Origin of the sequence: Martinezella rhizogenes (genome assembly GCF_007002745.1) — a bacterium.
Classification (GTDB): domain Bacteria; phylum Pseudomonadota; class Alphaproteobacteria; order Rhizobiales; family Rhizobiaceae; genus Agrobacterium; species Agrobacterium cucumeris.
The window spans coordinates 213,133-224,851 of sequence record NZ_SGNY01000003.1; the positions used below are offsets into that span (position 1 = coordinate 213,133).

Genomic DNA, 11,719 nt, shown 5'->3' on the forward strand with positions numbered 1-11,719 from the left:
ACTAGTTGGTAGGTAATGAATATGAAAACCCCACAAACCAAGGCCGATGAAATTCTTCGTTGCGCGCGTACTCTGATTGTAAGCGGCGGCTACAACGGTTTCAGCTACGCCGATATTTCCAGCGTGGTCGGCATTCGCAATGCCAGCATTCACCACCATTTCCCGAGCAAATCAGACCTGGTCCGCAAACTGGTCGAGCAGTACAGGCAGGAAGCTGCAGCCGGGCTCGCCGAGCTGGAGCGAAACATTTCCGATCCGCTCGAACAGCTTCGCGCCTATATCGGCTATTGGGAAGGCTGTATCGCTGATGCGACCCATCCCTTCTGCGTCTGCGCCCTGCTTGCCACTGAAATACCCGTCCTTCCCGAATCTGTGGTTCTTGAGGTGCGTGCGCATTTTCAAAGCCTCTCGGGCTGGCTTGCCGCCGTGCTGGAGCGCGGGGCTACCCAAGGGCGCCTTGTGCTGACAGGAACAGCGCGCACCAATGCCGAAATGTTCATGGCCACCGTGCATGGCGCAATGCTCTCGGCCCGCGCCTACGGTGATGCCGCAGCCTTTGGCGCGATAACCCGCCCCATGCTGGAGCGCATCACAGCTTGAAAATGAAACGTCGCGAGGGAGGTGAATGCATGACCTGAGCGACATCCCGACCCGGTAAATAGACAGCATTACGCTTCCAGATCAGTCGTCAACAGTCTGCTTCCCCGGGCCGCCACCGCCCTTATGGAAGAGAAAGGCAATCTCATGTTCGGAATTTCTCCGCTTGGCTGGGTCCACACACTCGGCAGCCTGCCCGCCATTCCCGTGGCCCTTTACATGTTTGCCCGTCACGGTCGGATCGTTCCCCGATCCGGGCCGGGCGCCATCTATTTTGTGTCCATGCTGATTGGCGCAGTGACGGCGTTCCTCGTGGCGCATCAGCCGGTCAGCTACGCCATTGGCGCGCTGACCATCCTGTTCCTGCTCGCAGGTTACGGAATTGAGCGCATTCTCGGCTCAACGCGCATCGCCAGATATATAGAAACCATCTGTCTGAGTGTGAGCGCATTTCTCCTGATGGTGCCGACGGCGACCGAGACCCTGCGCCGTGTTCCGGATGGTCATCCCTTTGTTACCGATTTGAAGTCGCCGCTGCTCCTCGGCGTTCAGGGCGGGTTGCTGGCGATCCTCGTCGTCGGCCTGACCGCCCAGATCATCTACCTCACAAGACAAAACAGAAACGCCGCGAGCTAGTCGCGGCGTCATCGTCCAAGCTATGCCTATTGTAGGCGTTATTCCCACTCGATCGTGCCGGGCGGCTTGCTCGTCACGTCGTAGACAACACGGTTGATGCCGCGCACTTCGTTGATGATGCGGGTGGCGGCGCGGCCGAGGAAATTCATGTCGTAGGGATAGAAATCCGCCGTCATGCCATCCACCGAGGTCACGGCGCGCAGCGCGCAGACGAAGTCATAGGTGCGGTAGTCGCCCATGACGCCGACGGTCTGAACCGGCAGCAGCACAGCAAAGGCCTGCCAGATGGTGTCATAGAGACCGGCCTTGCGGATTTCGTCGAGATAGATCGCATCCGCCTTGCGCAGAATATCGAGCTTCTCGCGGGTGATCGCGCCGGGGCAGCGGATCGCCAGACCCGGGCCGGGGAAGGGATGGCGACCGATGAAGCTTTCCGGCAGGCCGAGTTCGCGGCCAAGCGCGCGGACTTCGTCCTTGAAAAGCTCACGCAGCGGCTCAACGAGCTGCATGTTCATGCGCTCGGGAAGGCCGCCGACATTGTGGTGGCTCTTGATGGTGACGGACGGGCCGCCGGAGAAGGAAACGCTTTCGATGACGTCAGGATAAAGCGTGCCCTGCGCCAGGAACTTCGGTGCGCCTTTGCCATCGGCGGCAATCTTGGCCGCTTCGGCCTCGAAGACTTCGATGAACAGACGACCGATGGTCTTGCGCTTTGCTTCCGGATCGGAAACGCCCGAGAGTTCGCCGAGGAACAGATCAGCGGCGTCCACATGAACCAGCGGAATATTGTAGTGGTCGCGGAACATGCCGACGACCTGCTCGCTTTCGCCAAGCCGCATCAGGCCGTGATCGACGTAAACGCAGGTCAGCTGGTCGCCGATCGCCTCATGAATGAGGATGGCCGCAACCGAGGAATCGACGCCGCCGGAGAGTGCGCAGAGCACGCGGCCGGTGCCGACCTGATCGCGGATCTTGCGGATCATCTCGGCGCGGTAGGCCGCCATCGTCCAGTCGGATTTCAAGCCGACGATCTTGTGCACGAAGTTGGACAGCAGCTTGCCGCCGTCAGGCGTGTGCACCACTTCCGGGTGGAACATGGTGGTGTAATAGTGGCGCGCCTCGTCGGCTGCGATGGCGAAAGGTGCGTTTTCGGAGGTCGCGATGACCTCGAAACCTTCCGGCAGCTTCGTCACGCGGTCGCCATGGCTCATCCACACCGGATAGCTCTTGCCCTGTTCCCAGAAGCCGTCGAACAGCGGGCTTGCCTTTTTGATGTCGATATCGGCGCGGCCGAATTCCGCCGCATGGCCGCCTTCCACCACGCCACCGAGCTGTGTGCAGAGCGTCTGCTGGCCGTAGCAGATGCCGAGGATCGGAACCTTGCTGTCGAACACTGCCTGCGGTGCGCGCGGGCTGCCTTCCGTTGTCACGGATGCGGGGCCGCCGGAGAAGATCACGCCCTTGGGCTGCAGCTTCTCAAACGCCTCTGCGGCATTCTGGAACGGATGGATTTCGCAATAGACCCCGGCTTCGCGGATGCGGCGCGCAATGAGCTGCGTCACCTGGCTGCCGAAATCGATGATGAGAATGCTGTCGGGATGGGCTATCTGGGTCATGGCGAGCCTTTAAAGAAAATGGCGGCTTTAGGCAACCCGCAAGCGGGCATCAACCAGCGGAAATTTGCGAAAATCGCAAGGTTTCAAAGGGCGATCACGCCCTCCTCAATGGCGCGGCAAAGCCGGTCGATGGCATCTGCCAGCTTTTCGTCGATGATATGCAGATACTCCGTCCAGTCGTCCACGTGGTTCACATCCGCCTTGCCATCGGAAATACCGCGCAGGCCGATGAGCGGCACACCGAAACGCTGGCAGGCTCTCAAAACGGCAAAGGTCTCCATTTCCACCATATCGGCATCGATCGACCCATAGGCAGCGCCGGAAACCACGTTGCCGCCGGTGGAAAGCCGCGCCTCGGCAATATCGGGTATGCGGAAGGGGAGCGCCACCTCGGCCGGCAGGTCTAGAAACGGCGTGCGCCCCTTTTCAAAGCCGAAGGGCGAGGCGTCCATGTCGCGATAGGAAACTGAAATCGCCTGATAAATGCCCGTCTGTTCCAGCGTCCGCGAGCCGGCTGAGCCGAGCGAAACGACGAGATCAGGCAGATGATCCGCTGCATCGAGACCGGCAAGAACTGCCGTGACCGAAATCGCCGCCTCGACTGGGCCGACGCCGGTCATGAGGGGGGAAATTCTTGCCTGCAGATGAGGACCATATTCGGCCGAGGCCGCCATGACGAAAAGAACGGATTTATCCGCAACATGCAAAAGCCGGTAGCTCATCCGGTAATATCCTCGCGACCCTTCACCACCATCATCGTGCCAGTCATGGAGGCGATCAGCTTCGCGGGACCGTCGGCAAGGGCATAAGCGCGGCCATCGGCGACGATCAGGTTGTTGCCGGGCTTGATGATCTCGCCGCGAAACAGGAACCGCTCACCGCGGCCCGGCGACATGAGGTTGACCTTGAACTCGATGGTCAAAAGCGAAGCTTCCGGTTCGATGATCGTATAGGCGGCATAGGTGCAGGCCGTATCCAGACCGGCGGCGATGACGCCGGCATGCAATATGCCATGCTGCTGCGTCAGCTTTTCATGGAAGGGTAGTTCGATTTCCACGAGCCGGTGTTCGATGCGGCTGATCTCAGCATCGATTGCCTGCACCACGCCCTGTCGCGCAAAGCTTCTTTCTATCCGCTGACGAAAATCGCCGGGATCCGTGATCTCCATGGCCTACCTGCCTGCTTTAAGTCCCATCGCAAACTGACATGGCGCGGGACGGCAGGCAAGGCAAGGGCCGGGCAGGGAGAAATTAGTTCAGGATGCCGATACTCGCATTCAGCACTTTGGCAAAGGCAACCCACAACGCATAGGGCACGAAAAGCCACATGGATATGCGGTCACGGCGATAGGTAAGGGCTATGAACGCCAAAATGCACACCAGCATCGGAATGATGATGACCAGTGCGCCCGCCGGGCTCTGCATGCCGAAAAAGATCGGCGACCACAGGAAATTCAGCACCATCTGGGTGAACCAGAGGCGCATGCGCGTTCCCATCCGCTTCCTGATCCATGTGCGTGCACCGGCGATACCGATCAGCACGTAAAGCGCGGTCCAGACGGGCCCGAAAATCCAGTTGGGCGGATTGAAGAAAGGCTTCTGCAGCGATTGATACCATTCACCCGGCACATTGTTGACGCCGATCAGAGCCCCGATGGCAACAACGACAACCACAAAAACAACGTACACGGTCAGGTTTTTCATGACGCATCAAATGCGCCTGCCGGGCTTTTGTTCCCGTGCCTTTTCAGTATTTTAGCTGGAGATACGCACGATATGCTGGTCCCATGCCACGTCGCTGCGCAGCGCCTCGAAAAATCCGTCATAGGAAGAAACCGCAATGCCCTTGGCGGCGGGGGCAACGCCCGCTGCTTCGCGCACGCTTACCTCTGAAACCACCCGCCCGGTTTTCGCATCCAGTGTCACGGCGGCATTGCCATTGGGCGAGGTCAGGCCCACCAGTCCCTCGCGCCGATTGACGGCGATGGCTCCAACATAATTGGCAAGGCGCACCGTTGTTTCCTCCGGCAGATCGACGAAGGCCAGGTCCTCGCCCCTGGCAAAATGGCCGACAAGCGGCGGCAGATCGTTGCGCGGCCCCTCATATTGGCAGGCGAACCAGATGCGGCCGTCATCGCCAAGATCGACATGGCGGGTGGAAAGCTGCCGCAGCCCGTCCGGCATCGTATGTTTCTGGATCAGCTGCCCGGTTGCGGCGTCCAGAAGCACGAGAGACGGCTGCATGCTGTCGATATTGAGTTTTGTGCGGCCGAAATCCGGATGGGTTTCGATGCCGCCATTGGCGATCACGATCAGCCGCCCGTCATCGCTCACCGTCATGTCATGCGTACCGACGCCGTGCGCATCATATTCACCGATGCGGGTAAATCTGTTTTTGGCGTCGTATAACCCGATAACACCGCGATTGCCGTCGAAGTCGTTTTCGCTGGCATAGAGGATCGCCCCATCGGGCGAAAATTGCCCGTGACCATAAAAATGGCGGTTCTCCGGCGTGTGCATCACGATCGGCTCGCGGTGCCGCGCGGGATCGAAAGCCATGAAGAAGGTGCCGGGCCGGCGCGCGAAGGCCACCGCCATGCCGGTCGCGTGGCTCGTCGCCATTCCATGGGCGCGGGCGGGAAGCGCAACGCGGTCAATGATCTCGCCGCGTTCGCTCACCGTCGCAATGCCGTAGGAGCCGTCACGGGCGCGGAAGGCGGAGGCAAAGACCGCGTCTGCCCGTTCCAGTGCATGAAGTGAACGGGGAGCCAACGCAGCAAGAAAGGGAATACCCGCTGCCCTGATGAAGCTGCGCCGATCTATCAACATCCGCTTGGCGCCTGATATCATCGGCTCAGTCCCCGTCGGCGAAGGAAAAGCCGGAGCTGAGGCCGATGGCGCCGCCATATTGGTCATTGAGGCGATAGATCAGGTCTTTGCCGTTGAGGAGCAGATAATCCACCTTGGCGCGCTGATCATCCTTGTCCAGTGCCTTTTCGACATTCGTATCGATCGTTCCGGAAATGCGGATCATCGATTTGGCGATGAAGTCGATGGAATTGACGATGGAGCGCTGGTCGGGTGGCACGAGTTCGACCATATCGGCGGTGTGCAGCAGGGTCTGAACGGCCTTGATGTTTGCCGAGATGCTTTTCCACGTCAGGCCGGAGCGCCAGTAAATGGCGGTGCGTGGAAAACGCGCCTTGTCCGGCCCCTTGTAGAAGGTTTCGATCCGTTGGTCACGGATCGCTTCGGAGCCATGCACGAGAATGCCGAGCAGGGCAACCAGGGCCTCGCGCTCGTCTCGAAAGACGGGATTGTCCGGCCCCGGCTGGGTCCAGTTTTTCTGCGCGCCGTCAGGGGCATTCCAGCTGTCGGAAAGCTCGGCCGCCACATTGGCGATATTGCCGGCGATGGCTGCGCCGAAGCGGCAGCGGAAATCGCCCTTTTTGTCGAGCAGTTCTTCCGCGCCAGTGCCGTAAAGCACGAATTCCAGCGCGCCAAGCCCCTGTGCCGCGACGCTCTTGCCCTTCAGGCCGTCGGCGCTGGTGACGCTTTCATCCTTTTCGGAGAGGTAACGCTGCACCTGTTTCAGTCCGAGGCCTTTTTTGTCGGGGTAATAAAGCACCCTTTCGAAACGGTTCTGCTCGATGACAGGACCGACCCGCACGATCTCGATGGTCGACCAGTTCGCCACGGTATCGGCAAAGGCCGCTTTAGCCGCCTCATCCGTTGTTTTGGAGGGCGCGGCGCAGAAAGCCTTCATGCTGCCTTCCAGCCTGTCTGCGGATTGCCGGAAGTGGTCATAACCGGGGCGAATGAAGCCGTTCACCGCCTTTTCCATAACGCTCCGCACCTGTGCGGGGTCGAGCGGCGGCGGCGGCATCAGTTCCACATCCTGTGCCATCGCCGGCTGATTGGTCAAAAGCAGCAGCACGGAAACAAGGCCGGATATTTTTCGCATGGCATTTTTCATCAAAGGGACTCCAGAAAAGCCAGCAAAGCCTGCCGGTCGGATTTTTGCAAGACGGCAAAGGCATCGCGCGCTTTTTGCCCTTCACCACCGTGCCACAATATCGCTTCCGTCAGGCTGCGCGCCCGCCCGTCATGCAGGTAAAAACCGTTGCCGTTGACGCTCTGCGTCAGGCCGATGCCCCAGAGCGGCTGGGTGCGCCACTGCCGCCCATTCGCCTCACCCACCTGCTGGCCATCTGCAAGCGCCTCTCCCATGTCATGCAAGAGGAAATCCGAATAGGGCCAGATCAGCTGGAAAGAATGCATCGGGTCGCTGGCATCGCGGCGGGTCACGAATTTCGGCGTGTGGCAGGCCGTGCAGCCGGAGGTGTAAAACAGCTGCTTGCCCTGCAGAACGGTCGCATCACCGGCATTGCGCCGCTGCGGCACGGCGAGGTTTTCGGTGTAGAAGGTCACGAGATCGAGAACCGGGTCAGGGGCTTCCACTGGCCCCAGCCGCGGCTGCACGCCGGTCGGCATGGCCAGACAGTCCTTCTGGGCATCGGTGCAATCGCCATAAGCGTTCGGCGCATCCGGTGTGGAGATGCCGATATCGTGGGAGAAGGCGCTGGCGCTCTGATCGCGCACGCTTGCATTCTGGGCTTTCCAGCCGAACCGTCCGAGTTTCACCTCACCGGTGCGATGATCCCTGACCCATGCCGGACGCCCGGCGATACCATCGCCATTTTTGTCATCGGGGTCGGCTTTGGCCAGAATATCGGCCTCGCTGATCGCCTCGATCAGGCCAAGCCCGAGCGTGGGCATGGCGATCCGCGCCGAAAGTGTCGTGTCGGTGCCAAGCGGGCCGTAGTTGAGGTCCGCTACGGCATAGGTGGGCTTGCGCAGCATCACCATTTCGCCATCCGCAAGCCGAACCGGCGTTTCAATGTAGTTGATGACCGGCTTGCCCTCGGCGGCAAGGCCGGGAATGGCGAGGTTTTGAAGCTGGTGACCATAGGTTTCGTCGGGAAAACTCAGCACCTCGTGGCGCGCAAGCGCGGCCCGTTCCGCTTCGTTTCGGGCCGGTCGCGCCAGCCGCAGAAACAGGGAGACGGCGTCTTCCCCGGCAAGAGGCGGGCGGCCCCTGCCGTCCTTCACATGGCAGGTCTGGCAGGACCGGGCATTATAAAGCGGTCCCAGCCCGTCCGATGCCTGGGTGGAGGAGGGAGAGGAGACCCAGAGCTTCTGGAACAGCGCATTGCCGAGCTTGAAATCCTGCTTCCGCTCGAAAGGCATGGTGGCGGAAGGATGCGAAAATGCGCCGCTGTCGGGTTTGTTGTTGCTGGTTGTCGCGCCACCGGACATGGCCTCGAAGGGCTCCGGTTTCGTAAAATCCGTCGTCGGCGCGGTCACGGCCTCAACACGGCTGCGGTCTTTCTTCGTCAGATCATCACGCAACGGCGCGGCAAGCGTTGCCGATGCCAGAAGACAGGCTGCCCCGGCGAAGAAAAACGGCTTGCGGATCGGCAGCAGTGACAATTCCATGGAAATCAGGAGCGCATGGGAGAAACGGGCCGCAGTGCATTGCGGCCCGTCTTGCCGCTTATTTGAAGACGGCGTTCGGGTTATCGAGGCTGTCAGAGCCCTCGAGATCGATCTTGCCGAGATCGAGTGCGGCGATGACGCGTTCAACAGTCTTCGTCTGGTCGATGAGACCGTCGATGGCCGCCTGAACCACGGCATTGCCTTCCTTGTTGCCTTCGCCGATCATCTGGTCATAGGCTTCAACGGTCTGGGCGCGCTTTTCCATCGCATGCATGGCGTCGAGCGTCTTGTTCAGCTTCGCCGTCATTTCGTCGTTCAGCGCCTTGTCCTTGGCGCCGACCAGTTCCGCCAGCGAGGCGCCGGTCATCTTCGTGCCGTCCACGCGGGTATATTCACCGGTATAGGCCGAAGCGATGCCGATGGCGTCGTTCAGATGCGAATTATAGGTGTTATCGGAGAAGCAATCATGCTCCTCTTCCGGATCGTGCAGCAGAAGGCCGAGTTTCATGCGCTCGCCGGCCAGCTCGCCATAAGAAAGCGAACCCATGCCGGTGAGAATGGCGGTGAGGCCGGCTTTCGGATCGGCTTCCACCGTCTTGGTGGCTTCGCCTTCCGGCGCCCAGGTGTCCACCATCTCCTGGAGATCCTTGATCAGCAGGGTGGAGGCGGATTTCAGGTAATCGGCGCGACGGTCGCAATTGCCGTTGGTGCATTTTGCCTTGTCGTAGTCGGTATAGGGACGGTTGCCCGCGCCCGGTCCGGTGCCGTTCAGATCCTGGCCCCAGAGCAGGAATTCGATGGCGTGGTAACCGGTGGTCACATTGGCTTCGACATCACCCGCCTCGTGCAGGCTCTCGATCAGTTCAGGGGTGATCTTGGAGGCATCGACCTCTTCACCACTGATCTTGATCTTCGGATTGGCGATGAGGTTGGCGACGTAAAGTTCGTTCTCGTCGCTTTCCGTGCCGTAGGAACCGTCAACATAATCGATCAGGCCTTCATCCAGCGGCCAGGCATTCACCTTGCCTTCCCAATCGTCAACGATCGGGTTGCCGAAACGGTAGACTTCCGACTGCTGGTAGGGAACACGCGCCTTGATCCAGGCTTCGCGGGCGGCCTTCAGCGTCTCTTCGCTCGGCGTTGCAATCAACGCATCGATCGCCTTGTCCAGCGCCTTCGCCGTGGTCAGCGAATCCTCGTATTTCGCATGCGCGACATCGGCGTAGTGCTTGACGACGGCAGCCGCGTCAGTGGCGGCCTGTGCAGGAAGCGCGGTGAAAGCCGCCGATGCGGCAAGAAGCGCGAAAGAGGCGCTGAGAATGGTTTTGCGGATCATGATCCCTCTCCTTGGGCAGGCGTGAAAAGACTTCACGCTGCGGCCAGCGAGTTCTGACCCAATCACAAACTTGTGTCAAACATTCTAGTTTAGAATGCTTTAAAACAAGATCGCGTGGCATTTCCCAAGTAAAATCAGCGCGTGCAAATCGGCTTTTATGCTTTGCGTTTCATCAAGCAGAAGAAGAAACCGTCCGTATCTGTGGTTGCAGGCGTCAACGCCAGTGTCTTTCCGTCGGAGGAATGCGGTTTGTTCGCATTTGCACCGAAAGTCGTCTGCCAGCGCTCCAGAGCAGAACCGATGACAAATTCGGGATTTTCCTCACAGAAACGCCGGACCTGCTGTTCGTTTTCTTCAGGCAGAACGGAGCAGGTGACATAAAGCAACTCGCCACCCGGGCGCACGAAACCCTTGGCCTGCGACAGCGCCTCACCCTGCTGCTGCACGCGTTCTTCCAGATTACGTGCCGTCAGCCGCCATTTGGTATCGGGGCGGCGGCGCCATGTGCCGGTGCCGGTGCAGGGCGCATCCACCAGAACGCGATCGAATTTTCCCTGGAAGGGCACAAGCCCGGCGGTACGGTCATGGACCTGCACGTTGCGGGTGCCGGCCCGCTTCAGCCGCTCGATGATCGGCGCAAGCCGTTTGCGGTCGGCATCGAAGGCGTGAACCTGGCCTTTATTGTTCATGCTGGCGGCCATGGCGAGCGTCTTGCCGCCGCCACCGGCGCAATAATCGAGGATTTGTTCGCCCTCATGCGCGCCGGCGAGATCGGCAACGATTTGTGAGCCTTCGTCCTGCACCTCGAACCAGCCCTTCTGAAAGGAGAGTTCGGCGGTCACATTCGGCAGACGGGAGGGGCCTTCACCGGCAGGGATGCGAACACCCTGACGGGCGATACGCGTGGCTTCCGCGCCGCTTTCCTCAAGTGCCTTCAAAACTTTTTCGCGGGTTGCCTTCAGCGTGTTGGCGCGCAGGTCAAGGGTCGGCCGCTCATTCAGCGCCTGCGCTTCAGTGAGCCAGTTTTCGCCAAATGCCGTTTCGAAGGAAGATTGCACCCATTCGGGAATATCGCCCTGAATATGGGTCGGCGCGTCACCGAGAGAGCGGGAAAGAAAGGCCTGCTGCCTTTGTTCGTCTGGTGCGGCGGGGGCGAACCTGTCGCCATCGAATTCCGCCGCCAGTTCCGAGAAGCTTTTGCCCCATTGGCGCAGCAGCACGGCATAGCCAAGCGAGGCTGCGCTGTCATCATCCATCAGCCAGGCGTGCGACAGTTTCATGCGCAACGCGTCATAGACGATGTTGCCGATCGCGGCCCGGTCGCCGGAGCCTGCAAAACGATGGGCAAGCCCCCAGTCCTTCAATGCATCGGCGACAGGACGTTTGCGCCCTTCAATATCCGCCAATACTTCGATTGCTCCGGCCAAACGCCCGCCCAAACGCATTGTCTACCTCTTTTGCTGATAAGCCCGGTTGGTAGACGCGAATGGCGGCGAGGGCAAGGCTCAATCGGCCTTGACGATCTCGTAGCAGACCTTGGCAGTGCCGGAACTGATCATGCCGATGTTCTTGGCGGCAGCCTTGGAAAGATCGAGAACGCGACCCTTGATGAACGGACCGCGGTCATTGATGCGCACCACCACGGCTTTGCCGTTGCGCGCGTTGGTAACCTTGACCTTGGTGCCAAACCGCAGCGAGCGGTGCGCGGCGGTCAGATTGGCGGCGTTCATACGCTCGCCCGAAGCAGTCTTGGAGGTCAACGCATACCACGATGCGCCTCCACAACCATTTGCCGCATTCGCCTGAAGAGGCGCGATGATGGAACAGGCGGCTATAGTTGCAGCGGTGAAAGTTATACGACGGATATTCAACAAACTGTGCTTCCCTGAAAATCGGCCCCGCGCCGATTGATTGTGCCCTTGCTAAACGACCATGAACTGGCCTGAACGCCTTTTGATGCGAGATTGTAGGGCGAGGGAAAAATGGCGAAAAAAAGCTAAGCTCAAATCACGAAGTGTTACAGGCTGTAACATTCG

12 protein-coding genes are annotated in these 11,719 nt (G+C 59.9%); 2 read left to right on the forward strand and 10 right to left on the reverse strand.

The window, feature by feature from the left end; translation table 11 throughout:
- Positions 1-21: 21 nt before the first annotated feature.
- Together EXN68_RS11155 and EXN68_RS11160 are read left to right on the forward strand one after the other, a co-directional pair.
- A complete protein-coding gene (locus tag EXN68_RS11155) occupies positions 22-600 on the forward strand; it encodes a TetR/AcrR family transcriptional regulator (protein WP_142840870.1) in 579 nt (192 codons plus the stop codon).
- Positions 601-744: 144 nt separating this feature from the next.
- On the forward strand, positions 745-1,233 hold the full coding sequence (locus EXN68_RS11160) for a hypothetical protein (RefSeq protein ID WP_142840871.1): 489 nt from the start codon (positions 745-747) through the stop codon (positions 1,231-1,233).
- 38 nt (positions 1,234-1,271) lie between these two features.
- Here EXN68_RS11160 and guaA read toward each other — a convergent pair whose 3' ends face one another.
- From guaA to EXN68_RS11210, 10 genes are all read right to left on the reverse strand, one after another.
- Entirely contained in the window at positions 1,272-2,849 is a 1,578-nt protein-coding gene (gene guaA, locus EXN68_RS11165) for a glutamine-hydrolyzing GMP synthase (RefSeq protein ID WP_142840872.1), read from the reverse strand.
- An 83-nt stretch (positions 2,850-2,932) separates the two neighbouring features.
- On the reverse strand, positions 2,933-3,571 hold the full coding sequence (locus EXN68_RS11170) for a 5'-methylthioadenosine/S-adenosylhomocysteine nucleosidase (RefSeq protein ID WP_142840873.1): 639 nt from the start codon (positions 3,569-3,571) through the stop codon (positions 2,933-2,935).
- Positions 3,568-4,017, reverse strand: a complete 450-nt coding sequence (locus EXN68_RS11175; RefSeq protein ID WP_065114661.1) for a PaaI family thioesterase — start codon at positions 4,015-4,017, stop codon at positions 3,568-3,570. Before EXN68_RS11175 ends, EXN68_RS11170 begins: the two co-directional genes overlap by 4 nt.
- Before the next feature lie 82 nt (positions 4,018-4,099).
- On the reverse strand, positions 4,100-4,552 hold the full coding sequence (locus EXN68_RS11180; RefSeq protein ID WP_142840874.1) for a TspO/MBR family protein: 453 nt from the start codon (positions 4,550-4,552) through the stop codon (positions 4,100-4,102).
- Between the two features lie 51 nt (positions 4,553-4,603).
- Entirely contained in the window at positions 4,604-5,698 is a 1,095-nt protein-coding gene (locus EXN68_RS11185; RefSeq protein ID WP_142840875.1) for a DUF1513 domain-containing protein, read from the reverse strand.
- 4 nt (positions 5,699-5,702) lie between these two features.
- Positions 5,703-6,824, reverse strand: coding sequence for an imelysin family protein (locus EXN68_RS11190; RefSeq protein ID WP_142840876.1), 1,122 nt, complete (start codon positions 6,822-6,824; stop codon positions 5,703-5,705).
- Positions 6,824-8,347 carry a di-heme oxidoreductase family protein gene (locus EXN68_RS11195; RefSeq protein WP_142840877.1) on the reverse strand — a complete coding sequence of 508 codons (1,524 nt, stop codon included), beginning with the start codon at positions 8,345-8,347 and terminating at the stop codon, positions 6,824-6,826. Before EXN68_RS11195 ends, EXN68_RS11190 begins: the two co-directional genes overlap by 1 nt.
- A 58-nt stretch (positions 8,348-8,405) precedes the next feature.
- Complete coding sequence (locus EXN68_RS11200; protein ID WP_142840878.1) at positions 8,406-9,683, reverse strand: imelysin family protein; 1,278 nt, start codon at positions 9,681-9,683, stop codon at positions 8,406-8,408.
- A gap of 155 nt (positions 9,684-9,838) precedes the next feature.
- On the reverse strand, positions 9,839-11,128 hold the full coding sequence (locus tag EXN68_RS11205; RefSeq protein ID WP_142840879.1) for an RsmB/NOP family class I SAM-dependent RNA methyltransferase: 1,290 nt from the start codon (positions 11,126-11,128) through the stop codon (positions 9,839-9,841).
- 60 nt (positions 11,129-11,188) lie between these two features.
- The gene (locus tag EXN68_RS11210; protein ID WP_035219318.1) at positions 11,189-11,557 is read right to left on the reverse strand and encodes a septal ring lytic transglycosylase RlpA family protein; all 369 of its coding nucleotides are present in this window, start codon (positions 11,555-11,557) and stop codon (positions 11,189-11,191) included.
- Positions 11,558-11,719 lie beyond the last annotated feature (162 nt).